Genomic DNA, 24,417 nt, shown 5'->3' with positions numbered 1-24,417 from the left:
TTTTTTATTGACTTTTACGTATACGTTGTAGATAATGAAGTCAAATACAAAAAAGGTGGGAACAGGATGGACAATCAAAAGACTCATCAATTAGCAATTATTCCGGGAGACGGTATAGGAAAAGAAGTTGTGCAGGAAGGGATTCGGATATTGGATTTTATCAGCAAACATTCTCCAAACAACTTCAATTTTGAAACCGATTACTTTCCGTGGGGCTGCGAATATTATCTCGAGCATGGCCGCATGATGGCTGAGGATGGGCTTGAGAGGTTGAAAAATTATGATGCTATTTATTTCGGGGCCGTTGGCTTTCCGGGTGTGCCCGACCATGTTAGTTTATGGGGGCTTCGCATCGCAATATGCCAGGGCTTTGATCAATGGGCAAATATTCGTCCCGTCGAATTTCTTCCTGGAGTGCCCAGCAAGCTAAATCACCCAGACACAGATACCCTGAACTGGGTGCTCGTCCGCGAAAACTCCGAAGGCGAATACTCTGGTATCGGCGGCAGAAACTTTACCGGCCGCGGCCCTGGTAAGGAAGTAGCTGTCCAGTCCTCCCTCTTTACCGAAGAAGGCTGCGAACGTGTTATCCGCTACGCTTTCGATTTAGCACGAACAAGAAAACGGAAAAAGGTAACGAGCGTCACGAAGAGTAACGCCCAGCAATACGGCATGGTGCTGTGGGATGAAGTATTTGCTAGAGTCAGCAAGGAGTATCCAGACGTTGAGACGGATCAGTGGCTGGTGGATGCCATGGCTGCCAACTTTGTTCTCCATCCGGAGGATCTCGAAGTAGTGGTTGCTTCAAACCTTTTAGCAGATATTCTCTCTGATTTAGGAAGTGCTCTTGCCGGAAGCCTCGGCATTGCTGCCAGTGCCAACCTGGATCCGGAGCGCAGATACCCAAGCATGTTTGAATCCGTACACGGCTCCGCGCCGGACATTGCCGGTAAAGGCATAGCGAACCCTATCGGTGCGATCGGAAGCGCAGCACTCATGCTCGAACAGCTCGGATACGCCGAAGAAGCCCAGCTCGTAAACCAATCTATTCGGGAAGCAACGGCCGCCGGTTATTTAACAGCTGATATCGGAGGTAATACTTCCACCAAAGAAATGACCGATGCTATCCTGGAAGCTCTAGCAAAGGTCTACGTTAAAGCGTAATAAATGCAAATAAAAGAATAAAAGTATAACACCTCCTTTTTAAGCGAAAGGGAGGTGTTATACTTTTATATGAACGGATAGAAACTTATATACAGGAGAGGCTTTCGATGAATACTAACGATTATTCCCCTTCAATCCTTTATGATGAAACCCTGCATCAGCATTTAACGCATCTTTCTTCTTCCGTAGACGAAAAGCGCCTGCCTCAAAAAGCATATCAAATTATCCGGCAGGCTATTCGAAACCTTTATCTTCCACCGGAAAAAATGGTTCTGGAAAGGGAAATGGCGGAGGTCTTGGACATGAGTCGCACGCCGGTACGGGAAGCGCTAATACGTCTGCAGACAGAGGGTTTAGTGCGGGTCATTCCCCGTAAGGGCTTCGCAGTCACCCCTATTGAAAGTAAAAATTTAAAGGAAATTTACGAAATTGCCGAGAGTTTGGACGGCCTGGCAGCCGAGCTGGCTGTCCGAAACTTGACAGATGCATTTATTGCTCAGTTGGAATCCCTGATTGCGGATCAGAAAGCAGCTCTTGAAAGCAAAAACCTTAAGGACTGGGCCGTACTCGATGATCAGTACCATTCCCGGATTTTAGAAGCTGCTGGGAACCAACGGCTGAACGACTTGATCGAATTTCACGCCGATCATTTGTTTAGAGCCCGTTTATATACCGTAAACAAACGCCCGCTCCCCACCAATTCGATTTTAGAGCATGAAGCGATTGTAGCCTGCATGAAAACAAACGATGGCAAAGCTGCCAGAACTATTATGGAATCTCACCGGCGCCGCGCCAGCCAGGATATCCTAGACGCCATTGACTGATTTTAGGAAAATTTTTACCACCTACACAGTAATTTATTCTTTCTATCAAATATATTGGTTTTTCAATTCAGGCGACTCAGGCGACTTTTTCACCACAATTTAAATATCATTTCGGTTTGATATGCTCGTAATGGCTTCCGATACGGCTGATTTTCTTTTCTGCAATGTACACTGCCATAATAAAAAACGCACCGGCATCGGAAAATTCCAATGCCGGTGCGTTTTATTTATGATTACTCATCCATCCCCATCGATTTCTTGTATCCTTCGAGATACGGCATTTCGGACGGGCTTCCCATTTCAAAGCCGGCCATTGTCCGGTGCCATAGCGGATAAATCGGTGCCGGACGCGCGACGGATTCGATCCGGTCATGCTCGTCCTGCGTCAGATACATATCTGCCGACGCCAGATTTTCACGCAGCTGCTCTTCGTTGCGGGCTGCGATGACAATCGGGCCGACGTTCGGGCGGTCCTTGACCCATGCGTAGGCGATTTGCGGAACGGTGGCGTTCCGGCCTTCGGCTACTTCCTCAAGCGCATCAATCACCTGATACAGGCGTTCTTCATCCTGGATCCACGGCTCCGGCCAGCCTTCGCCCTGACGGGTATTCGCCGGTGCTTTTTTGTTCCGCCCGATTTTGCCGGTTAGAAGTCCTTCGCCGAGTGGGCTCCAGATCATTGAGCTTACGCCGAGCTCCCGGCCTGCCGGCAGCAGCTCGTACTCTGCTTCACGAGCCTCCGGCGTGTAATAGATCTGCTGGGTAATCGGCGGAATGTAGCCCGGACGCTCTGCCACGGAAAATATTCTTGCAAGCGCCCAGCCGCTGTAGTTGGAAACGCCCCAGTACCGGATTTTTCCGGATTTCACGAGGTTGGTCATCGTTTCCACGGTTTCCTCCACCGGCGTGCGGCCGTCCCAGAGGTGGACGAAATAAACATCCAGATAATCGGTGCCAAGCCGCTCCAGTGTCCGGTCAATGGACGCTTCGATGTTGCTGCGGGACGCACCGAGGGCGTTCGGGTCATTGTCAATGTGAAAGCCGGTTTTGGATGTTAAGAGAACTTCATTTCTGCGTCCTTTAATCGCAGAGCCTAAAACGCGTTCGGCATCGCCCTTCGAATACAGATTCGCGGTATCAAACATGTTCATGCCTGCCTCGAGCGATATATCCACGATCCGGCGGGCATCATTTTCATCAATATTTCCCGTTGATTCAAATCCATTCGTGCCGCTGAATGGAATCGTACCGAGAATGTACTTTGGCACTCGCAGTCCTGAGTTTCCTAAATAAATATACTCCATTATTAAAGCCTCCTGTGTGTTAGCGTTTCTCTGGCTGACAGGTCATTTTCTGTAATAGCAGTTACGTTGTCTATATACCTTGATTGATTTTTTTCCAAACATTTGTAAGTGAATACCTGCTCATGTAAAATAATGACAATAACTATCAATGCGTCTAAGGAGGTTATCGTATTTCTGCCCAAAAGCCCGGAATAGAAAGTCTGCATACCGAACGCCTCCTTTTAAGAATTCCACATCCTGCGATTGATACTGAAGCCGTCTATGAAGGAATTTTACAGTCTCATCGAAGTCTTAAAGCCTGGATGCGCGCCTTCCAGGAGCCGCCAACGCTCGAGGGAACGAAGGAATTTTTAATGGAGGCCTCTACTCAATTCTCAACCAAACAAAAGCTTCGCTACCTGCTGTTTGAAAAACAGTCGCTTTCCTTTGTCGGAAGCATTGTTATTCAGGAAATTGACTGGCACGTGCCGCGCTGCGAGCTGGGCTACTGGATCCTGGATCCCTTTCAGCGCAGAGGATATGCACTGGAAGCTGTTACCGAAATTGTCCGGTACAGCCTGGAGGATCTGGGCATGAACCGGATCGAAGCGTGGACGGATGAACGGAACGACCCAAGCACAGCTATGCTTGCAAGAGCCGGCTTTCAACTGGACGGCATATTTAAAAATGATGAACGCTCCGCGGATGGAAGCCGTTTAATAAACTCAGCGGTTTACTCAATTACTACTTAGAGCATAACCTACAGATTAAATTAAGCCTTTTGGCATGAGTAATTATTAGAACAAAGGGGTATCCATACAGTTATGGGTATTTACCCTTCTCTTTAAACTTCAGTTATCACAGCCAGCCCGAACAAGCTTTATACACGCTAGATTCAGGAAAAATGCTTTCCGGTGGCTTCTGTCTTCCGGGCAGAAGCAGCCTCTTTTGTTTCATGTAAAGGAGTAATTTATTTATGTCTTCCATCGTGTTTGGTTATATTTTTTATGGTAAAGAACTGCTTGTCGGAACTCGGGCCAGCTTAGAACCATATCTTCAGGGACAAAAAGCAAAAATGTTCGACAGCATCGACAAATTGTTTCAGACTCTTCATCCGTTCGCAGTAAACGGCACCGCGATATGCTTCCTTGCTGATGCCCGTTTGTTGAAGGCTCCATGGGCCTCCTATGATTTAGGCCACGATTTAAAGACGCCTCAATGCTTTCACTTGCACAATGCATTTAATACGTAAGGAAAACCAAGTAAAAAGCTGAAGCCGGAGAGCGCTCTCCAGCTTCAGCTTTTATTGTTTCAGGCTGTGCTTTTATTAATAAGGATCCGATGGGATGCCGTGCTCTTCAGCCTGTTGGACGCCTTCTTCTGTTTTCGTGGCGCCTGCAGGCCCGCCGTGGGTGGAATCCTGGTCTGCGCCGTCATCGGAGCTGCTGTTTTTCAGCCCTTCTTCGACCCGGCGGCCGTATTCTTCATCACACTTCTTAAAGTGGGCAATCATTTCTTCCTGGATTTCCTTTTTACATGGAATCAGGTTGTCGACGAGGTTTTTGATCAATTCGTCTTTTTCCCATTCCTTAAACTTGCGGAATGTTTCCCCCGCCTGCCGGTAAGGATTCTGGCGGTCGATGGCTTCTTTTTTCACTTCCCCTTCGGTATAAGGAGTGTGAGGCTTGCCGCTCATCTCCGCTTCCTTCAGGTTATTCATCGTGGAAGGCTCGTAGTTTACGTGCGGATTCTGTCCTTCGTCGTTATCGACTTTATACGACATCTGTCCGCCGCGCTGGTTCGTCGCGACCTTTTTCTTCGCCTGGTTGATCGGCAGCTGCAGATAGTTGGCTCCGACGCGGTACCGCTGCGTATCGGAGTACGAGAACGTACGGCCCTGCAGCATTTTATCATCGGAGAAATCCATGCCGTCGACAAGGACGCCGGTACCAAAGGCCACCTGTTCGACTTCGTTGAAATAGTCCTCTGGATTACGGTCAAGCACGAGCTTGCCGACCGGGATCCACGGGAACTGGTCCTTCGGCCACAGCTTCGTATCATCAAGCGGGTCAAAGTCGAGCTCCAAGTGCTCGTCGTCACTCATCACCTGCACGCAAAGCTCCCACTCCGGATAGTTGCCTTCTTCAATGGCTTCGTACAGATCCTGGGTGGCGTGGTTGAAGTTTTTGCTCTGGATGCTGTCCGCTTCCTCCTGGGTCAGGTTGCGGATGCCCTGAACCGGTTCAAAGTGGTACTTCACAAGCACCGCTTCGCCGTCTTCGTTCACCCATTTGTACGTATTTACTCCGGAGCCCTGCATCTGCCGGTAATTGGCCGGAATGCCCCACGGGGAGAATAAAAACGTCAGCATGTGCATCGATTCCGGTGTCTGCGACATAAAGTCGAAGATCCGTTCACTGTCCTGCACGTTCGTTACCGGGTCCGGCTTCAGCGCGTGAATAACGTCCGGAAATTTGATGGCGTCCCGGATGAAAAATACCTTCAGGTTGTTTCCTACAAGGTCCCAGTTGCCGTCCTCGGTATAAAATTTTACGGCAAATCCGCGCGGGTCCCGGAGCGTTTCCGGAGAAGTCCCGCCGTGGATAACGGTGGAAAAGCGTACAAATGCAGGGGTTCGCTTTCCTTCCTCCTGGAAGATTTTCGCCCGTGTATATTTGGAAATCGGCTCATCGCCAAAGGAACCATACGCTTCAAAATAGCCGTGAGCGCCTGCGCCGCGGGCGTGTACAACCCGCTCCGGTACACGTTCGCGGTCAAAGTGGCTGATCTTTTCGAGAAACTCATAATTTTCAAGCGTTGTCGGCCCGCGATTGCCTACGGTTTTCGAGTTCTGGTTGTCCCGGACAGGATGTCCCTGTCTCGTCGTCAGCGTGCCGTCTTCATTCCTATATTGCTTGTCGTCGTTTTTTTCTTCATCGTGTTCACGTTCGTTGTCGCGATCTTTACTCAATGCTGTTACCTCCTTTAGGAAATCTATTCGTTTTTACCCGGGTTAATAACGGTTTAAACGATTTTTCCGAATTTTTTAAATTCAAGGTATATAGCTATATACCTTGTCACAGCAGCTTTTCAAGGGTTACGCTTTTATGCTTAGGAAATACAGAAAAGGCCGGCGGGAAATTCCCGCCCGGCCTCGTTCGTTACTATACGCATGCTAAATCATGTAATCCCAGGAATCCTGCTTCGGCTCTGTAGGCGTTTTAAACGGAACGTTGCCCTCATGTTCAAGAAAGCCTTCGAGAGTCTGATACCTGATCGCTTCCGCGTATTTTTCCTCCCATCCGGCCCGAAGCAGCAGGTCCCGGACCGGGCCCTTCAGCTCGACAAACCATACTTTCACGTCCGGGTCCCGGCGGTACATTTCAATAATCTGCTCGAGAGCGCCGATGCCGGTCGTGTCAATGTCGTTTACCCCGGACATATCAATCGCGGCCTTCAGCCCGCCGCCTTCTGTTTTGCGGCGGTCCTGAATCGTTTTTTCCACCATTTTCACAAAATAGCCGACGTTCGAAAAATGAATGCGCGTATCCGCCCGCACGAGCACCGTCCCCGGCACCCGCCTCGCGTGTGGGAACCGCTGCAGGTCCAGATAGCTGTGCGTATCCTCCTCATAGCCGATCTCCACAATATTCGGGCGGGCAATGTGGCGCAACAGCAGCAGGATGGAAAAGCCGATTCCAATTAAAAGCCCCCACTGGATGCCGACAAGAAGGGTCGCAGCAAACGTCACGATCCATACCCAGCCGTCCTCCGGCTTCACCCGGAAGGCGTCCTTTAATGAGCGGATGTTAATCAGCCCGGTGACCGACACGAGAATAATCGCTGCGAGCACCGCGTACGGCAGAAAGTAGAATAACGACGTGAAAAAGAGGAGCGTAACAAGCACCCCGGCAGCGGTAATAATCATCGCCGCCTGGGATGCTGCTCCCGAGCGGTAGCTGACGGCACTTCTTGAAAAGCTTCCGGTCACCGCATAGGAGGAGAAAAACGGGCCGGCAATATTGGCATACCCGATCGCCCGGATCTCTTTGTTCAGATCGACGCCGGCGTCGTTTTTATCACTCAGCGTTTTTGTAATCGCAAGCGTCTCCATCATGGCAATCAACGCAATCGTGAGCGCTGTCGGAATCAGCACCTGCACATCCGCCAGGTTAAAGCCCGGCACGGTAAAATCCGGAAGGCCCTGGGGCACCTGCCCGACGACGCTCACTCCCTGGTTGTCGAGACGGAAAAGCCCCACCGCCGCAATGCTCAGCACGACGACAATAAGGGAAACCGGCAGATTCCGTTTTATTTTCCGGCCCCCGATCAGCACCAGCAGACTCGCGATTCCTACGAGCAGGGTCGGGATATGTAGCTGTGGCAGATGGACGATCACATCCCGGAGCAGCGGTATAATCTGCGTCTGGCTGCCTACACTGATGCCCATAAACTGCCCGAGCTGGCTCATGCCTATCGCAATCGCCACCGCTGACGTGAAGCCGCTGATCACGTTCGGCGAAATGAATTTCACAAACGCGGCGGCATTCAGCAGGCCGAGCGCCACCTGCATGACCCCAACCATGACCGTAAGCAGCAGCACAAGCGCCACATAATCCGGCGTTGCCGGTTCGGCATACAGCGATACGCCGGAAAATACAAGAATGGACGCCATCGCCACCGGCCCGATAGCCAGATGCTTCGATCCCCCGAACAGCGCGTAGATTAAGAGCGGAAGCAGCGAGGCATACAGTCCCATCACCGGCGGGAGGCCGGCCAGCACGGCGTAGGCCATTCCCTGCGGCACGATCATAATAAAAATCGTAAAGCCTGCGGCCACATCCTTTTTCAGTGACTGGCTGTTGTACTCCTGCGGCATACTCAGTAAGTTTTTTATTCTCCGAGGCATAGACTCTTCCTTCTTTCTCCGTGAACTTACAAAGTGTTCAATCTCTCTCCTATAAATCATGAACCATAACTGCTTAAAAGAAAAGCCCGCCCCGCACCTTTTTGTAAAAACAGACTAAGGCACGCGTCCAGAAAATTAGTCATTTAACGGCACCAAAAAGGCAGGTCCCCGGAGGTTCCTGCCCTTGTTAATGCTCCCGTGCACGCACAGCTTCTATCTACCCGCTGTTCTGTAAAAAGGCTTTAATCTGCTCGCGGTGCACGTCGGTGTCCGCCCTCGCCTCCTCCGAGTATGAAATGGCATAGGTGCCCCCGTTCGCCTGAAACGTATAAATCATCGGACCGCTTTGAATGTCCCGTCCCACCGGGCGCCCGCCAATACTGAGCACCTCGTCATGAGCTCCGTAGACCATCTGGTCACCCTCTTCGTAATCTAAAATAATGTGAATGTCGTTGCTGTAAATTCCGTATACCAGGCGTGTACTGTAGTCCTCTTCATACCGGTGCCGGTTGCCTGCATCCTGAAAATAAGGCAGCAGTTCATCCTGCTCTTCGTCGCTGTACCAAATTTCAAGCTCTTCGGGCTCCCCCTCATCATCTTCGTTGATCTGTGCCCTCGAAATGGAAGACTCGTTAAAGGACGGCAGCTGCACTTCCTCTCCCCATTCCGATTCTATATTTCCGGGCACATCCTTCTCTTCCTCCGTATAGTAAGAAGGAACCGAACAACCGCTTAAAAGAATGAGCATACCGGCCGCTCCGGCAGAAAGGATCTTTTTCATTATGTTTTCCCCCGCTCGCATGATTGTCATTACAACAGCATTGCCCCGATACCCCGTTTTCTCCGGACATCCTGATGAACATAAACGCTTTTTTCTATTTTTTCATAATAAAATATTTTTTGGAAATTATAATTTGCTGGATGCTCTTTTATTAAGCGAGGCAGTCAGTCTTTGGGGAGCAGCGCGGTGTTCAGCCGGCCCATCACCAGCACGTTGTAGAATGCGCCCCGAGCAAAATGGGCTTTGCGAAGCGTGCCCTCTGTTTCAAATCCACGGCTTTTATACAGCTGTACGGCGCGCATGTTCCCTTCCACCACGCCCAGCTCCAGCCGGAGTAAGCCTAAATAATTGTCGGCAATATCAATCAGATAATCAAGCAGACGGCTGCCGATGCCCTGGTTCTGAAACTCATCGTGCACCGCCATGGCGGCCGTACCGTAGTAGTGCAGCCTGCCGCCAAGCACCTCCAAGCCGATACCGACGACACGGCCGTCGTACTCTGCCACAATTACATGATCGTTTTCTGTCAGCCCTTTGATAAAAGACTGATTGGAGGCTCTTCGTTCTGAAGGAAGCCCGAGCGTATAATGCATGACGGAGGGCTGGCGCCGGAGAATGTTAATATCTTTTTCATCTTCCGCTTCGACCGGGCGCAGAATGATTTGGGCATCCATCGTCTTATCCTTTCCTGCCTGATAATGAATTGGTTTATTATGACAAATCGTCAGGCTGCATCCAGTATATCGTTTTCGTTCCAGCTGTCAAAAAATAGGTTTACTTTTCTGACGGGCATGTTTAAACTGAAGTTAATACAAATAATGGTTTTGCAGATGAACGTATTGGGAGAGCCTGTAGATTGTTTTACAGCACCGAAGGAGCAATTCTTCCCACCAGCCGGGAAGAAAAAACTCTCAGGTACCAGGACCAGTACAGGATGCACCTCTGGAGAAGGTATACGTACCTGCCGAAGAAGAAAATTCTTGTGAAAGAATGAAATCTTTCAGGCACACAGACAGAGAAACGGCGCATGAGGCCGCTTCTCTGTCTTTTTTTCATTTTTGTAATCGCTTTCAATTAAGATATGGAGGAATTGCTATGGAGTTTGACAGCTGCTTTGATATTATCGGCCCCATTATGGTTGGCCCTTCTAGCTCTCATACTGCCGGGGTGGTATCGATCGGGAAATTTGTGCATGAGTGGCTCGGGGAGGTTACCGATGTGACAATCACGTTCTACGGCTCTCTCGCCTCCACCTATCAGGGACACGGCTCGGATAAAGCCATACTCGGCGGCCTGCTTGGGTTATCCGCGCATGACATCAACGTCCGGAGTGCGTATGCCCTGGCAAAGGACAAGGGGCTTCGTTACGACTTCCGGTTCTGCCCGGACACCCCTGACGGCTGCCACCCGAACACTGTGGATCTGCAGGCCTCATCCGGCGCGGAACGCGTCCATGCATCCGGCGCTTCCATCGGGGGCGGCGTTGCCTACATTTATGAAATCAACGGGCATTCCACAGCTATTAATCTGGGAACGGGCGCGGATATTTTATCCATTACCGCCCGCACAAAAAAGGAGGCATCATTTAGATGAAGGATACTATGCAAAGCATCGTCCAGGAATGCACGGCTCAAGACGTTTCCATTGGGGAGTGGATGCTGCGCCGCGAAGTGGACCGCTCCGGCTCGTCCCGCGGGCATATTTTCGGACTTATGCAGGAGCGGCTGCAGGTAATGAAGCAGGCCGTCCGGGACGGATTGGACGATCTAACGGAAACAGAAAGCAGGCTCTCGGGCGGAGATGCCTATCGGATGCGCCAGTATAGCCAAAGCATCGCCCCGTTATCCGGGCCGGTCATCAGCACAGCGATGACGGCTGCCATGGCGACCTCCGAGAGCAACGCCAAAATGGGGCTCATTGTAGCGACGCCTACAGCCGGATCCGCCGGTATTCTGCCGGGCGTGCTCGTCTCACTCCAGGATAACCGTGGCCTCGATGATGATACTCTCACCATGGGGCTGTTCGCAGCAAGCGCCATCGGCTACGTTTTTGCGAACCATGCCTTTATTTCCGGAGCCGCCGGCGGCTGCCAGGCAGAAATCGGCTCAGCGACGGCGATGGCTGCTGGAACGATCACGGAGCTGCAGCAGGGCACGCCGGAGCAGTCGGCCCACGCGACAGCGATGGCGATGAAGTCGCTTCTTGGTCTCGTGTGTGACCCGGTCGCGGGACTCGTTGAAGTGCCGTGCGTGAAAAGAAACGTCATCGGTACGTCCATCGCCTTTTCGGCAGCCGACATGGCATTGGCCGGCATTACCAGCCGTATTCCGTGTGATGAAGTGATTCAGACAATGCACACCATCGGGCGCGACATGCCCGGCAGCCTGAAAGAAACCGCTGAGGGAGGGCTTGCCCAGACCCCGACGGGAAAAGAAGCCACCCGGAGACTGTATCAGCGCCCCTGCAGCTTGTGAATCTACTTTTATCCAAGGAGTGAAGCTATGAATGAACGCCGTTTTTTTCAACTCTGGTTTGGCACTCTTACTCTCGTCAGTATTCTGTTTATGTATTGGGCCATAGCCGTTTCTGCCCTTCTTTTAGGCATTTTCTGCTTTATTTCCCCAAGGCCAGGTAAAGCGTAAGGCTTTGGGCAATTCAACCAGAATCAGGCTCAATTTATGATGTATACTCCGGCCTGATTCTAATTTCAGGCATTCTGCTTTCTGTTTTACCTCTATCATGCTATTCTTAGTATAAGTTTCTTCAAAGGAGGTCATTGTCATCGACCATTTTGCATACGTACTTCAACGCCCCAAAAACCAGGTATACATAGGAACAGCCGCCGATATCCGTTCACGGTTCGGCAGCCAGGAGCCCGTTTATTTTTGTTCGGAGGATGAGTTGCTCGACAGTTTAAACGCGTTTCGGAATGAAGAACTTATCATCACTACCCTCAGTGACCTTCCCGTGATTAAGCAAAAATGGGACGATAAAAATCATTACACTTTATAACTGCACGTAAAACGCTCCGGCTGATTGTTAAAATCGGCCGGAGTGTTTTTGAATTATTGGAGCGGTGCGGTATGGGCCCGCTGGATCGAAGCAATGGCCGGGTCGACGACATGTACATCACACGGCGCATGCTTTTGTACCTTTTTGGTAACAGTGTTACCCTGCATGGCCTGCTCGAGTACATTACCTCCGGACTGGCCGACAACGATAAGATCTGGTTCCAGCCGTTCACATAATTGGTTCACCAGGCGTTTTTTGGGAACCCCGTTGTCCAGAACGGCTTTTACTTTAGATACACCTTTTTCTTTAGCGTTTTTCCGGTACGCTTCGAGCTGGTATTCGGCTTCTGCATACAGGCGTTTGATACCGATCGGATCCATCCATCCAAGCGACGAATATTCGTTATAATGAAACACGTAGGCGAGCGTTAAATCGGCTCCGTGTTTGGCGGCGACGCGGCAGGCTTCGTCAAAGGCATCGACACTCGGGTTATTTAGAACGTCAAGCGCGGCCAGGATATGAGTATATTGTTTCATTCCATTTCACCTTCTTATTATTTTATAATAAAAGCCAAAAAGCACAAAGGTCTCCCTTTTCCAGTGCTTTTTGGCTTATGCTGCAGGCTTATGGATTCCTGACATTTCCGCCATATTGGCTTGTATCTATTTATTATATTCCCAACCGCGTTGGATACTCAAACTAAAATGTCCAATTTTTACAATTTTCGTTCATTTTCACATGCAATTTGAGGTTTCAACCAGTTTCCAGTCGGGTATGAAGTATTAGAAATAGATTGCAGGAGGATCGTATGAATAAACATCATCTTTTAAACCAGCTTCATGCTTTAAAGCAGCAATGGACCCAAAAAGAAATTTCCCTGCGGGAATACCTGCAGCAGCGTTTGAACCTGCGCCAGCAGCTGAATAAAAAACATGATGAAAAATAGCCAAAACCAGGCAGCGGATCCGCCCCCGCTGCCTGGTTTTTTTAACATCTACGCTTCGGTAATCCAGGTGGTTACCTGCTCCACCGGTCTCCTTCTGCCTTCCTTCATCTCCCGCATCGGGTAGCCGATATAAATCAATCCAAGCACTTTGCCCTGCTCCCCGAGACCGAACTGCTCGTTCATTTTCGGATGATAGCAGTGCGATCCGGTGCGCCAGAAAGCCGCCAGTCCAAGCGCATGCGCGGCCAGCAGCATGTTTTGAATCGACGCGTAGACTGCTCCGTATTCCTCGAGTGTCTCCACCCGCTCTTCCTCGGATGGCTCCGCCGCCACGGCGATTACAACCGGCGCCCGCATTGGCTTCTCCTTTTGTTTATCAAGATTTTTCTGCTTTTCCACCTGTTCCTCCGGGGTCATTTCTTCGGCGGCAATGGCCGCCATCGCTTCCCCGAGCCGCCTGCGCCCGTCGCCGGTCATGACGAAATACCGCCACGGCTCTGTTTTGTGATGCGACGGTGCCCAGGTGCCGGCTTCAAGCACCTGAGAAATGACATCCTCCGGCACTTCAGTGTCGTCCACAAGCCCGTTACTGCGGCGTGAATGAATTGCTGTGAGTACATCCACTCTGCTTCATCTCCTTCATATTAGATGACGGCCTGCCTTATTCTGCGGGCGGTCCGAATTTTCCCTGGTGAAAGTCCCGGTACGCCTGCCTGATTTCTTGCATACTGCTCATCACAAACGGGCCGTACGGTACGATCTCTTCACGGATCGGCTCTCCGGAATACACGAGCAGCCGGGTCCGGCGCTTGTGGGCTTTAATGTGTAGTGTGGAGAGTGCCTCCGGGTCCCCGTCCTCCTCAAAGGTGAGCGTCGCGACGTCGTGCTTATTGACGGTCCCATCGGCCACATCAGCACCCCCGGCGAGCGTGTATAAAAAGGCATTGTGATTCTCCGGCAGATGATGCACGTATTCGGCGCCCTCCGATAAATTAATTTCGGTCAGCGTGATCGGGACGAGCGAGTTCAGTGGTCCCTCTTTCCCGGCAATGGTTCCGGAAAATACCTTTAAATACCCGCCTTCGATCTGGACGGTCGGTGCTTCTTCCCCGTAAACGTTCTGATAGATAGTATCGGTGTTTCGCTGGTCCTTCGGCAGGTTCAGCCACAGCTGCAGCGTGTGGGCGATGTCATTTTCCACCCCATCTTCGGCGTGGCGGGCCGCCCAGCCGGCGTTCATATACTGCACGTCGCCGGGCTCGAGAATATCGCGGCCGCCGCCGTTGTCAATGTGCTCAAGCCGTCCGTCCACCACATACGTCACGGTTTGAAAGCCCCGGTGCGGATGGTCCGGGAAGGTACCCTTTTTGAACCAGTCCTCGGCCATTAAAATAAACGGATCGAAATCCTTCCAGCGGTCGACCGGCAGCACCCAGCCCTTTTGAATGGACGGAAAACCGAACTCCTCGTACTGTACCGTCCATTTATCGCGGATACGGCGCTGAAGCAACTCCTGTTGATGTTCCATGGATAATCCCTCACTTTTCATTTTAGTATGCGTAGCAACTATTTCTCCAAAAATATATTTCCTTCATCTAATATACAGCTTCAGTACAACATATTTTTTCAGGCGCTGCAACGAATCTACTCAGAGGGTCTTCACTCCTCCCGGACATTCTCGGAAACATTTCTATTTATTTTGGCGAGCGTCTGTTCAAGCGCTGTGAGCTCTTCGGTGCTGATCCCCCTTGTCACGGCAGCGTTGAACCGCTCGGCTGCCGGACGCACCTTTTCCTGCAGCTGCCTGCCTTCGTCTGTCACAAACAGCTGCATCGCCCGCTGGTCTTCAGTCCCTGCCGCACGCCGCACAAACTGCTTGTTTTCAAGCTGGGCAGCCATCCGGGCGATATTGGTTTTATCCTTCTGCAGCCTCCGGGCAATATCATTCTGGGTTCGGCCGTCTTCCTCCCACAGCAGCATCATAATAAGGTTCTGCTCCGGGGTAAGGTTAAACATCCGCAGCTCTTCTTTAATAAAGCTGGTTAATTTCAAATCGGTCTGGTGAATCAAAATGCTGATAAAATCCTCGGTATGCATCGGCATGTCCTCCGTGGTGTTGATGGATTTGAAAAGAAAAATTACAGCGGGCACTTCACAGTCTCTATTTCCAATACCATTCCGGTATACTTTTATTAAAATAATCGTGATCCCAAATAGCTTCTTTACTGTACCTGAGCAGCTTCTGGTATTGTACATTGCTTTCCCGGTATGCCCATGCTATCGCTGATACGATATGAACGGCTGAATACAATGCATACAGCCTCCAGAAAAGACCCTCGTCAAAATCTGTGGCCTCCAGATAGCCATCGATACATCCCCTGCTGAACGCCCGACTCACGTTTTTTGTGAAAAACCCGGTTTTCTGCAGGTCGTGCACCGGGTCTCCCCAATCCATCCGGTCGAAATCTATAATTCCCTGGAAGCGTTCCTCTGCTATCAATAGATTGGACGGATGAAAATCATCGTGCTGAAACCTGTTTGGGCGGCCTGCCATTAAATACTCGTTCTTTTTAATATAAGTTTGCAGCAGATGCACCGTTTCCTCATCCACCCCGGTGTTGTTCAGCTGCCCGAAGTACCGGTCGATCTTTTTTGTTTTTACTGTTTTCCAGTCCGGATAAGCAGGAGGTGCTTCAAGCTCATGCAGCCTGGCCAGCTCTTTAGAAGCATCAACTCCCGCTTCGTATTGATGCTTTTGAGAAAGAGAGGAAAGCACTGCTTCTGCATCGTCTCCCGGCAGATATGTCATCAGCATAAACGCCTGTTCATCTCCCCCGTCTGACCTCCGCTTTCCGATATCTATCGCACGGGGAATGCGCCGTGAATACTCTTCAAGCCTGTTTAGCACATGGAACACATGCATTCGTTCCTCAAGCTCGGCGACGGGAAAAGTCTTCAGCACATATGTATCGTCTAGAATAAATTTCCCGTTCCCGGAAAAACCCTTTTGAATTGGCCGAATTGTTGAAGCGTATTTCACCGGATCATATTCCTGAAAACCATCGGGTATCATTATGCTCTCCCTCCCTGTTCCCCCGTTATACGAAGTGCTCTCTACGGATGCAGCGCTTCAGCTGTCTCCGACGCGCTACTTCCATAGCGGCAGCACTGTTGAAGCCTTGACCTCACGGAGCACGATGCTCGTCTGCAGCTGGGAGACGCCGAGCTGATTCAGCTCCCGGATAAATGCCTCCAGCTCCTTACGGCTGCGGTGAATCGTTTTCAGCATATAATCAAACGACCCGGTCATGCAGTAGCACTCCATAACCTCCGGCATCTCCGACAAATGGCGTTCGAGCTCATTTAACTCCTGCGTCTGGTGAATGCTCGTGCTCATAAATACCGTGCACAGCAGGTCATACCCGAGCTTTTCCTGATTCAGGATCGCCGTATAGGAATCAATATAGCCCTCCTGTTCGAGCCGTTTCACCCGGGCATGGGTAGCCGGCGCGGAGAGATTCACCCGCTGCGACAGCTCCAGGTTGCTGAGCCTCGTTTCCGTCTGCAGTAAATCGAGAATATGTATGTCTACGTCATCAAGCATGCATTTCCCTCCCGAATAATATTCGTTCGCAACGCGCATTTTTCACCCTGAACAAAAGTAAATTCTGTTTTAATTTCACTTAAAGAATAATATTTTGAATTAATGGGATTATAGAGAATATTATTTTATATAATTATTTTACATGATACATTTATTCCGTACAACACGACGGGAGGGAAAACACATGAAATACATCGGACTGCTGCTGCTCGCAAGCCTGTGCTGGGGAAGCAATTTCATCGTCGGGGAGGGCCTGACCGCATACGCTTCCCCTGTGACGCTGACGATTCTGCGCTACGGCATCGCTGTACTCTGCCTCCTGCCTATCATCCAGGTCACAGAAAAACGCCTGCTTCCCGACAGAAAAGCGATCATGCCGCTCTTTCTGATGGGAATCACAGGCGTTGCCCTGTTTAATATTCTGCAGTTTACCGCGCTCACGTCGTCGAGCGCTACGAACGTGAGCATTATCTCGACGATGAATACGCTATCGATCGCCCTGTTTTCAGCGCTTCTTCTTCGTGAACGGCTGCGCGGCGCACAGATCACAGCCATGCTCATCTCCACCGCCGGCGTATTGCTCGTCGTGACCGGCGGCAGCCTGGCAGGCTTCTCGTTTGCCTCCGGCGATGGGTGGATGCTTTTGGCGGTGCTTGTCTTCGGCCTCTATTCGATCTGCAGCCGCTGGGCCACCACCATGGTATCCCCAATGATGTCCGTCTGTTATTCCGGCCTGTTCGGTGTACTTCTGCTGCTTCCGGTCAACGGCTTTCGAATACCCGTGCACCAGATCGATGCCACATTTATCGGATCAATGCTGTTTCTTAGCATCATCGCAACAATCGTCTGCATGGTGCTCTGGGGGATCGGCGTGAAGCACCTGGGAGCGACAACCTCCGGGCTGTTTTTAAACTTTAATCCGCTGTTTACCGCTCTGCTGGCCTTTGTGCTTTTCGGGGAACACCTCACCTGGCCGCAGGCGGCCGGCAGTGCGATTGTCATCGGCGGATGCGTAGCATTTTCCCTGCTCACGAAAAAACGCGGGAGGCTGCGATCAGCTCCCGCGCTTCAAAAGCGCACCGCTTAAGGCGTTGTGGTAATTACGATTCGTCCGGAATTGTCCGCACGAGATGTTCAAGCGCGTCATGCATCGGTGTGGCTGGACGGCCGAGCAGCTTTTCAAAATCATTGCTTTCAATGTCGAGGGAGCCGCTGCGGATGCCCTGCTGAATGCTTACAAGCATCGGTACCACGGCCTCCGGCATGCCGGCTTCCTTCATAATTGTCGCATATTCATCGTCGTCCACGTGCTGCACCGGAATCTCTTTTCCAAGCACGTCTCCAAGCACGCTTACAAGTTCGTCCTGGGTGTACGGGCGGCCGGAAAGCTCATAGACCGACTGCTGTGTTCCCTCTCCTGCGAGGGCGGCGGCCGCTGCTTCCGCGTAATCGAGCTGCAGTGCCCATCCGACCCGGCCGGTTCCAGCGGCAGTAATCCACGGCGCATCGTTCATGGCTCCCTGAATGCCCGGCACTTCGTTTTCGAGGTACCAGTTGTTGCGCAGAAATGCATATGGTATGCCGGTTTCAATGATCGCATTTTCGGCGGCTCGATGCGGCGGAGCCAGAAACATCGTGCTGCTTTCTGCATGGCCGATGCTGGTGTAGGCGATAAAGGAAACACCCGCCCGGGCCGCTGCCTCCACCGCGTTTGTATGCTGGCGGATTCTTGTGTCATTGTCCCCGTCGGTTGAAATAATCAGCAGGCGGTCCACGCCGGCAAACGCCTCGTCCAGACTGTCCGGTTCGTCAAAATCGCCGCGGCGCACCTCCACACCCGCTTCCTTCAGATCGTTTGCCTTGTCCGGGTTCCGGACGCTCACGGCCAGCTGGTCGGCCGGCATTTTTTTCAGAAGCGACTCCATGACCTGAGATCCTAATTTGCCTGTTGCTCCGGTTACTAGTGCTTTCATTTGTCATTCCTCCATTTCTATTGTTAATTATAACCAAAACAGTTACATGTAGTACAACAAAACGACTGGCCTTGTTCCATTTTGGCGCAGCTATCCCAATGTTAAAACAGCGAACGCTGCGAGAAACAACGCGTAGCTGCTGAAGGCGGCAATCCTCCTTAACCGGCTGCTTGGAATAAAGCTGACCGCTGTTAACATACCGGCCAAGCCCAGCACCATGAGCATGATAAGCATTGTCTTCCTCCTCGGGCTGCCCGGTTCGCAGCTGTTTTTCTTCTATTTAAATGGCGCGCCTGTACCGGAGTGATACATAATCCTCGTCTTCCGTGTTCGCATACCCGATGCGCTCTCCTTCGTACGTAAAGCCTTTCGCTTCATAGAAAGGAATCGCCAGCTGGTTGCCCTTCTGGACAGACGCCCACTGCTCTGACGAACCCCAGCTCTGCTGCTGGCTCGTCACCGCACCGAGCAGCATCGTGCCGATCCCTTCGTTTCGGCGTGCCGGATCCAGATACAGCACGTACAGCTCGGATTCCTTTTCCCCTGTCATACCACCGCCCGCAGCTCCTATTACTGTTTCATTTTCCATCGCTGCAAAGTATCCGCCCCAGTCGAGGCTTGTATGCTTCACCTCATCGAGTACTCTCGGAACATTATAAAACTCCCGGCACACCCGCTCGAGGTAATCATCACTGCAAAGCCCACGGTACGTAGTCCACGTAGCTGCCGTACAGACAGAAATAATGCCGGAAACGTGCGACGGCCCGGCCTGTTCGATATGTATCATTTTTTCCCTCCGGCGTAGCGATTTTAATATCTGCATGTAAATTCTGTCAGGATTTTTGTTTTCAATCAAACTTTTATCCAATTATGAAGCTAGTGATAAGCAGCGCTGCAATTGTATAAACCCCCAAGACTATCGTTACGATATACTCTTTGGATTGTTTTGCAAAGAACCACTCTAAAAACCCCTGCAACCCGATTATAAAGCATACAGAGGGTAAAGTAATTGCAATAAAATATTTTTCAAGCGGAAGCGGGGTGGTGAAAACAACAGCCGCTATTCCGAAAATAACGACTCCTAAAAAAATATTGGACCATAAGCCGCCTCTTGTTTCCCTCAAAAGCCTTGCATTTTTTGGCACGATAACTGCCAATAGAATCAATCGGACTACAGGAATAGAGAGAGCGATAAAGGGAAAAAAATCAGGCATTATCTCTGCCTCCTCATCGTTGCATAGCTTAATGTTATCATTCCCGACCAAAAACGATCGCCTTACCGGTTAATTATTTTTCCCGGCAAAACTTTCGTTTCAGTATACACATGCTTTACAAGTGAAATATTGATTTCACCATGTACCGTAGACCGATGATGATAATATCCGCTGCCTCAATTAAAAATGTCACCCAATCAGGAGTATTTGCTCTCCGCTCCCTTCTTTTTCGTGAAAATTTCACACCAAGGACCTCCTTTGTATATTAAAGCACACGTTTCAGCGTTCCATCATTTCCATTATTTTGAATATCGCAAAGACATAATAACATATGCTGGCACGAAGTCACGACAGCCTGGAGAAATATGCCCTTCTAAAAATTTTCGTGCTTCTATACAACAAGAATTACCGGCCATAAAAAACCCCCGACGGAGCAGCATCCGTCAGGGGTAGTTCAATATTTTTTCTCATCAGCTGTTTTTCGCCTGCTCCAGCCGTTCGAGCGCAATGGCTGCCAGCATGTAATCAAAAAAGTGGGTGTCCTCTGAAGGGTCTGCGGCCTCGTGCAGCCCCCTCAGCGGCTCCGCCCATTTCTCTGCCTCCTGGATATTTCCATCATCAATCTCCTGGATCAAAAGCAGGGCGTAAACGCTTGCTGCTTCATAATTCACGGACGCTTTTTCTGAGGTCCGGTGGTAACGGCCGTAAATTTTGCCTTCTTCTTCGTATTTCTTATCAATCCACTGCGCCAGTGCCTCCGTTTCCGGGGCTTCCGTGTTCATCTGCTGCATAATCAGCACCTGGTCAATCATATTAACCTCCTGGAGATTGTACGCCTCCGGCTGCCGCTTTACAGCATTATATGACTCCAGATAAAACACGCTGCCGCTATCCTTTGCACGTTGAATGATCTGCAGTTCCTTCTGCGACCAGCCAAACTGCTTCCATTTTTCACTGGAAAAATAGCTGAAATGAATTTCCGGCGATGCCTCGTCCTGCTGCCAGTCGTAATAGTCCCTCCAGCTTCCTTCCACAAAATTGTTGGCCCTCAGGCCGTCCTGAATAGATTTGGACAGCTCGGTATAGCTGTGGTCATTAAACTGGGCGCCGGCCCGGTCAAGCGCTGAGGCAATACGGATATCATCAATCAGTGCATTGGTGGAAGTATTGCTGCCTTCCTTCCACTGGACCAGCTTCCCGGACGGAACCTTCTGCAGAAGCGGCTCCAGCCGTTCCACTTCGTCCCGAAAAAGCTCTTTTCGGCCGGTCAGCAGCAGATACTCCAAATACAGGCCTTCAGCTTCCGATAAATATTCTGCCTCTCCAGCGGCCCCGGGATAATTTTGAATTAAGCCATGGTCGCCCCGGTACTCCTTCTCCACCGTATCTACCACCGGATCAGTCTGGCTGTATGCGTTGATGAAAACAAACACAGCTGCGGCGATCACAATACTGACTATTCCTATAATTAATTGTTTTCGTGTCACGAGCTCCCGCCTTTAAATCGCTCCGTTTTGTCCCATTTAATGACCTTCCGGCGCAGACGGCTTCCGGTATAGGCGTAAAGGCTTTTAGCGAGTAAAATCAAAAACAGCTGGGCATAGGTGAAATACATAACGCTTCCCACGGCGACCTGCCTGGTCGTTACATCCCGCTCCAGCACCTGGGCACTGAAGATCTGGCTCGTGTAAACTATGTAGCTCATAAACCAGATCATCAAAAGCGGAACGGTAATCGCCGTAGTAAACACATCGAAAAGACTGAGCACAAATAAAATATTGGACAAAAACAACAGAACCACAAAAAACAGGTAAGTGGTAATATGCTGAACCGAGTGCAGCATGGTTGTTCTGTTCCAGAAGGAAAAATCCTTGAACGATTTTTCCAGCAGATAAATGTTGCCAATCAGCCAGCGCGTGCGCTGACGCAGAAAAATCGAGATCGTCTCAGGCTCCTGTTCCCATGTTTTAGCTTCCGGCACGACCGGCAGCCTCCATCCCTTCGCCGCCACCCGGATCGTTAACTCCGCATCCTCTGCCAGAGCGTATTCATCGTAGCCGCCAAGCTCCTGCATCGCCTCCACCTCGAGCAGCATATTCGTGCCAGCCAGCGACCCCATCTTCCACCAGTACCAGCGGCCGCTCTGCATCAACAGCTGAAACACCTGAAACTCAAGGGCGATCATGCGCGTCAGTAAATTTTTTCTGGCATTGATCGTTTTCACGTAGCCTACCGCCCCTACCGCCCTGTCGGTTTGTTCCGCAGCTTCCACCAGCTGTTTAACAGCGCCGGGCTCCGGCTGGTTGTCGGCATCATAAACCAGAAAATATTTCGTATCGATAAAGCTCAGGCCGTAATTCAGCACCCGGGATTTTCCCTTTGGCTCCCCGGGCGGCACCTGAATGTAATGAATTCGGGAAAACATCCGGCTGAAGGCCAGTCCGATCGCTTCCGTTTCATCAGATGAATTGTCATCGAGCAGAAAGACACGAAGCTCCCCCGGATAGTCCAGCGCATTCATCGCCTGCAGCGTTTCCTTCATGACCACCCCTTCATTATGTGCCGGAATAAATATCGACACGGAAGGGTAGTGATTCAGTTCGTTATAGGGGTACAGCCGCCGCCTATGAATAACCCCGCCTACCGCAAGCCAGGAATAATACAGCAAAAGCGCCCAGAAAAAGCTCATCACACATATAAAAAATATCGTCATTTCAGGCCCCCGTCCTCTGCTGCTGTAAATACTCCCGCGTTGCTTCCAGACTGTAATTCTGTACTTCGGCATAGTGCAGCTCATACGGCGGTTCTATCATCGATACCCTTTCCCTGCAGTTTTCGTTAATACGCTCGAGCACAATGCCAAGCCCCTTCTCATCCGTGTTCTGCAAAAACATCGTGAAGCTTCGGTCCCCGTTATTGGTTACCAGGTCAAACTGGCTCCGGATCGAATCAATTAACACGCTGCTCATGACCTCCTGGAGCGCTTCCTGCGTATAGGAAGAATTCCGCAGCATGACCTCCACGAGAAATCCCTGTTCACGGCGCCGCCGCATACCTGTTAAAAACAATTCCGCCTGATTGTTAAATTCGCTGTTTGACAGCATCATCAGCTCTCCCTGATATTTTTCGAGCTCCCTCACTTTTTGGCGCAGCGTATTGTTTTCCTCTACAGCTGTTTTCACCGAAACAAAGAACAGCCAAAACGAAATTACAAAGATGCTGAAGAGAATATGATGAAGAATTAATTCCTCCTGGGGAGGCGCTGAAGCAAAAAACATGCTCCACCCTGTAAGAAAAAATCCATACACGAGCACGGACACGAGAGCCGCCGGAAAAATCAACCGTGTCGGAAGCAAAATGACTATTGCCAGCAGCAGGCCGATCACAGCCGTCACCATCAAGCTAAGCACCGGCCCGCTGAACCATATCAGCGCCAGCATGGCCAGAGCCATAAGACCGGACAAAAGCACCATCGACTGAATAATCCGCATATTATTCTCTCCCTGCAGCCTGCGCGGAAGCGTAGTGCTCCTCCAGCACGCGGATGATTCGTTCTGCAGCTTGGCCGTCTCCATACGGATTGATGCCGGATGCCATCTGCTGATAGCTTCGCTCATCGGTTAAAAGCGCCGTCACGCTTTGGACAATTGTTTCGCGATCCGTTCCCACAAGCTTTAGCACTCCTGCGTCCACGCCTTCCGGACGTTCGGTCTGGTTTCTGAGTACAAGCACCGGCTTATGCAAAGACGGCGCCTCTTCCTGCACACCCCCGGAATCTGTGAGAATAAGTAACGAACGATATGCAATGTTATGAAAGTCCACCGTGTTTAACGGCTCGGATAAATGAATTCGCGGATGATTTTGAAGCATTTGTTCAGCCAGCTCACGAACGACAGGATTTTTATGAACCGGAAACAGTATATGAATATTCGGAAAGTAATCGAGAATATCCAGCAGGGCTGAGAAAATATGTTCCATATTAACACCCAGGTTTTCTCTGCGGTGTACGGTAACCAGTATAAATTCATGCCCGTTCATCCGCTCCAGCAGCTCATGGCTGTAGTGCTGTTTCAGCGTCAGATTCAGGCAGTCAATTGCTGTGTTGCCGGTCACCTGAATGCTTTTAGCGTCAATATTTTCCGCCAGTAAATTCTGTCTGGCCAGTTCCGTCGGCGCAAAGTGCCAATCTGCTAATCGCGATACCAGCTGACGGTTCATTTCCTCCGGGTACGGTGCGTATTTATCATATGTTCGCAGCCCGGCCTCCACATGGCCAATATCCACTTTTTGATAAAAGGCTGCCAGACTGGCAGCCAATGTCGTCGTGGTGTCCCCGTGCACCAGCACAACAGAAGGCTGTTCGGCCTGCATGACCGGCTCCAGCCGCTCCAATACTCTGGACGTGATGCTTGTGAGCGTCTGCCCTGCTTTCATTACCTTTAGATCAACATCCGCCTTCAGCTGGAACAATTCCATCGCCTGTCCGACCATTTCTTTATGCTGACCGGTCGTTACCAGGCACAATTCAAATTGGCTGCTTTGTGAAATTTTATGTACCAGCGGGGCCATTTTTATAACCTCCGGCCGGGTGCCGACAACGCACATGATTTTACACAACTCACTCACATTAGTACCTCCAGTATAATATTTGTAGTATAAAATATTATACTTTCGTTAACAGAAATTTCCTATCATACAAACCTATCG

The 24,417-nt window shown here is 50.6% G+C and carries 28 protein-coding genes and 1 riboswitch; of the genes, 9 read left to right on the top strand and 19 right to left on the bottom strand.

What is annotated here, in order from left to right:
* Positions 1 to 66 precede the first annotated feature (66 nt).
* Entirely contained in the window at positions 67 to 1,164 is a 1,098-nt protein-coding gene (locus Q0757_RS06670) for a tartrate dehydrogenase (protein WP_298785590.1), read from the top strand.
* Between the two features lie 107 nt (positions 1,165 to 1,271).
* The gene (locus Q0757_RS06665) at positions 1,272 to 1,988 is read left to right on the top strand and encodes a GntR family transcriptional regulator (RefSeq protein WP_298785589.1); all 717 of its coding nucleotides are present in this window, start codon (positions 1,272 to 1,274) and stop codon (positions 1,986 to 1,988) included.
* Between the two features lie 233 nt (positions 1,989 to 2,221).
* On the opposite strand, the gene Q0757_RS06660 is transcribed toward Q0757_RS06665, so the two are convergent.
* The gene (locus Q0757_RS06660; protein WP_298785588.1) at positions 2,222 to 3,292 is read right to left on the bottom strand and encodes an aldo/keto reductase; all 1,071 of its coding nucleotides are present in this window, start codon (positions 3,290 to 3,292) and stop codon (positions 2,222 to 2,224) included.
* A 170-nt stretch (positions 3,293 to 3,462) separates the two neighbouring features.
* On the opposite strand from Q0757_RS06660, the gene Q0757_RS06655 reads away from it, so the two are divergent.
* Together Q0757_RS06655 and Q0757_RS06650 are read left to right on the top strand one after the other, a co-directional pair.
* Entirely contained in the window at positions 3,463 to 4,023 is a 561-nt protein-coding gene (locus Q0757_RS06655) for a GNAT family N-acetyltransferase (RefSeq protein WP_366139521.1), read from the top strand.
* A gap of 224 nt (positions 4,024 to 4,247) precedes the next feature.
* A complete protein-coding gene (locus tag Q0757_RS06650; protein ID WP_298785587.1) occupies positions 4,248 to 4,523 on the top strand; it encodes a hypothetical protein in 276 nt (91 codons plus the stop codon).
* A 75-nt stretch (positions 4,524 to 4,598) separates the two neighbouring features.
* On the opposite strand, the gene Q0757_RS06645 is transcribed toward Q0757_RS06650, so the two are convergent.
* From Q0757_RS06645 to Q0757_RS06630, 4 genes are all read right to left on the bottom strand, one after another.
* Positions 4,599 to 6,161 (bottom strand): catalase, encoded by a 1,563-nt coding sequence (locus Q0757_RS06645; RefSeq protein WP_298786156.1) that lies wholly within the window; start codon positions 6,159 to 6,161, stop codon positions 4,599 to 4,601.
* A gap of 285 nt (positions 6,162 to 6,446) precedes the next feature.
* Positions 6,447 to 8,180 carry a SulP family inorganic anion transporter gene (gene sulP, locus Q0757_RS06640; RefSeq protein WP_298785586.1) on the bottom strand — a complete coding sequence of 578 codons (1,734 nt, stop codon included), beginning with the start codon at positions 8,178 to 8,180 and terminating at the stop codon, positions 6,447 to 6,449.
* 217 nt (positions 8,181 to 8,397) lie between these two features.
* Positions 8,398 to 8,961, bottom strand: a complete 564-nt coding sequence (locus tag Q0757_RS06635; RefSeq protein ID WP_298785585.1) for a hypothetical protein — start codon at positions 8,959 to 8,961, stop codon at positions 8,398 to 8,400.
* 164 nt (positions 8,962 to 9,125) lie between these two features.
* On the bottom strand, positions 9,126 to 9,635 hold the full coding sequence (locus Q0757_RS06630) for a GNAT family N-acetyltransferase (RefSeq protein ID WP_298785584.1): 510 nt from the start codon (positions 9,633 to 9,635) through the stop codon (positions 9,126 to 9,128).
* A 156-nt stretch (positions 9,636 to 9,791) separates the two neighbouring features.
* Positions 9,792 to 9,898: riboswitch (glycine riboswitch) on the top strand.
* A gap of 158 nt (positions 9,899 to 10,056) precedes the next feature.
* Between Q0757_RS06630 and Q0757_RS06625 the strand changes: the two genes are divergently transcribed.
* From Q0757_RS06625 to Q0757_RS06615, 3 genes are read left to right on the top strand one after another with little or no spacing between them, the layout of a single operon-like run.
* Complete coding sequence (locus Q0757_RS06625; protein WP_298785583.1) at positions 10,057 to 10,554, top strand: serine dehydratase beta chain; 498 nt, start codon at positions 10,057 to 10,059, stop codon at positions 10,552 to 10,554.
* Entirely contained in the window at positions 10,551 to 11,435 is an 885-nt protein-coding gene (gene sdaAA, locus Q0757_RS06620; RefSeq protein WP_298785582.1) for an L-serine ammonia-lyase, iron-sulfur-dependent, subunit alpha, read from the top strand. The genes Q0757_RS06625 and sdaAA overlap by 4 nt, the downstream gene beginning before the upstream one ends.
* A gap of 27 nt (positions 11,436 to 11,462) precedes the next feature.
* On the top strand, positions 11,463 to 11,603 hold the full coding sequence (locus Q0757_RS06615; RefSeq protein ID WP_298785581.1) for a hypothetical protein: 141 nt from the start codon (positions 11,463 to 11,465) through the stop codon (positions 11,601 to 11,603).
* Between the two features lie 423 nt (positions 11,604 to 12,026).
* On the opposite strand, the gene Q0757_RS06610 is transcribed toward Q0757_RS06615, so the two are convergent.
* Positions 12,027 to 12,509: a universal stress protein gene (locus tag Q0757_RS06610; RefSeq protein WP_298785580.1), complete on the bottom strand. Its 483-nt coding sequence runs from the start codon at positions 12,507 to 12,509 to the stop codon at positions 12,027 to 12,029.
* 272 nt (positions 12,510 to 12,781) lie between these two features.
* Here Q0757_RS06610 and Q0757_RS06605 point away from each other — a divergent pair, with 272 nt between their 5' ends.
* A complete protein-coding gene (locus tag Q0757_RS06605) occupies positions 12,782 to 12,919 on the top strand; it encodes a hypothetical protein (RefSeq protein WP_298785579.1) in 138 nt (45 codons plus the stop codon).
* Positions 12,920 to 12,967: 48 nt separating this feature from the next.
* Here Q0757_RS06605 and Q0757_RS06600 read toward each other — a convergent pair whose 3' ends face one another.
* From Q0757_RS06600 to Q0757_RS06580, 5 genes are all read right to left on the bottom strand, one after another.
* Positions 12,968 to 13,543, bottom strand: a complete 576-nt coding sequence (locus Q0757_RS06600) for a nitroreductase (RefSeq protein ID WP_298785578.1) — start codon at positions 13,541 to 13,543, stop codon at positions 12,968 to 12,970.
* 37 nt (positions 13,544 to 13,580) lie between these two features.
* On the bottom strand, positions 13,581 to 14,447 hold the full coding sequence (locus Q0757_RS06595; protein ID WP_298785577.1) for a pirin family protein: 867 nt from the start codon (positions 14,445 to 14,447) through the stop codon (positions 13,581 to 13,583).
* Between the two features lie 131 nt (positions 14,448 to 14,578).
* Positions 14,579 to 15,016: a MarR family transcriptional regulator gene (locus tag Q0757_RS06590; RefSeq protein ID WP_366139519.1), complete on the bottom strand. Its 438-nt coding sequence runs from the start codon at positions 15,014 to 15,016 to the stop codon at positions 14,579 to 14,581.
* Between the two features lie 64 nt (positions 15,017 to 15,080).
* Positions 15,081 to 15,992, bottom strand: a complete 912-nt coding sequence (locus Q0757_RS06585) for an aminoglycoside phosphotransferase family protein (protein ID WP_298785576.1) — start codon at positions 15,990 to 15,992, stop codon at positions 15,081 to 15,083.
* Positions 15,993 to 16,067: 75 nt separating this feature from the next.
* The gene (locus tag Q0757_RS06580) at positions 16,068 to 16,523 is read right to left on the bottom strand and encodes an Lrp/AsnC family transcriptional regulator (protein ID WP_298785575.1); all 456 of its coding nucleotides are present in this window, start codon (positions 16,521 to 16,523) and stop codon (positions 16,068 to 16,070) included.
* Positions 16,524 to 16,707: 184 nt separating this feature from the next.
* On the opposite strand from Q0757_RS06580, the gene Q0757_RS06575 reads away from it, so the two are divergent.
* Positions 16,708 to 17,610 carry a DMT family transporter gene (locus Q0757_RS06575; protein WP_298785574.1) on the top strand — a complete coding sequence of 301 codons (903 nt, stop codon included), beginning with the start codon at positions 16,708 to 16,710 and terminating at the stop codon, positions 17,608 to 17,610.
* A gap of 13 nt (positions 17,611 to 17,623) precedes the next feature.
* Here Q0757_RS06575 and Q0757_RS06570 read toward each other — a convergent pair whose 3' ends face one another.
* The 8 genes from Q0757_RS06570 to wecB form a co-directional block, all read right to left on the bottom strand.
* Complete coding sequence (locus Q0757_RS06570) at positions 17,624 to 18,496, bottom strand: SDR family oxidoreductase (RefSeq protein ID WP_298785573.1); 873 nt, start codon at positions 18,494 to 18,496, stop codon at positions 17,624 to 17,626.
* A gap of 90 nt (positions 18,497 to 18,586) precedes the next feature.
* Positions 18,587 to 18,730, bottom strand: coding sequence for a hypothetical protein (locus Q0757_RS06565; protein WP_298785572.1), 144 nt, complete (start codon positions 18,728 to 18,730; stop codon positions 18,587 to 18,589).
* A 46-nt stretch (positions 18,731 to 18,776) separates the two neighbouring features.
* On the bottom strand, positions 18,777 to 19,283 hold the full coding sequence (locus Q0757_RS06560) for a GNAT family N-acetyltransferase (RefSeq protein WP_298785571.1): 507 nt from the start codon (positions 19,281 to 19,283) through the stop codon (positions 18,777 to 18,779).
* 73 nt (positions 19,284 to 19,356) lie between these two features.
* On the bottom strand, positions 19,357 to 19,710 hold the full coding sequence (locus Q0757_RS06555; RefSeq protein ID WP_298785570.1) for a hypothetical protein: 354 nt from the start codon (positions 19,708 to 19,710) through the stop codon (positions 19,357 to 19,359).
* Positions 19,711 to 20,180: 470 nt separating this feature from the next.
* Entirely contained in the window at positions 20,181 to 21,197 is a 1,017-nt protein-coding gene (locus Q0757_RS06550; protein ID WP_298785569.1) for a hypothetical protein, read from the bottom strand.
* Positions 21,194 to 22,399 carry a glycosyltransferase gene (locus Q0757_RS06545; protein WP_298785568.1) on the bottom strand — a complete coding sequence of 402 codons (1,206 nt, stop codon included), beginning with the start codon at positions 22,397 to 22,399 and terminating at the stop codon, positions 21,194 to 21,196. Before Q0757_RS06545 ends, Q0757_RS06550 begins: the two co-directional genes overlap by 4 nt.
* Before the next feature lie 25 nt (positions 22,400 to 22,424).
* A complete protein-coding gene (locus tag Q0757_RS06540) occupies positions 22,425 to 23,201 on the bottom strand; it encodes a hypothetical protein (RefSeq protein ID WP_298785567.1) in 777 nt (258 codons plus the stop codon).
* A gap of 1 nt (position 23,202) precedes the next feature.
* Positions 23,203 to 24,327, bottom strand: a complete 1,125-nt coding sequence (wecB, locus tag Q0757_RS06535; protein ID WP_298786152.1) for a non-hydrolyzing UDP-N-acetylglucosamine 2-epimerase — start codon at positions 24,325 to 24,327, stop codon at positions 23,203 to 23,205.
* Positions 24,328 to 24,417 lie beyond the last annotated feature (90 nt).

It is taken from the genome of uncultured Marinococcus sp., assembly GCF_947493875.1.
In the GTDB taxonomy this organism is placed as follows: domain Bacteria; phylum Bacillota; class Bacilli; order Bacillales; family Marinococcaceae; genus Marinococcus.
This window is presented reverse-complemented; position numbering and strand designations above follow the sequence as displayed.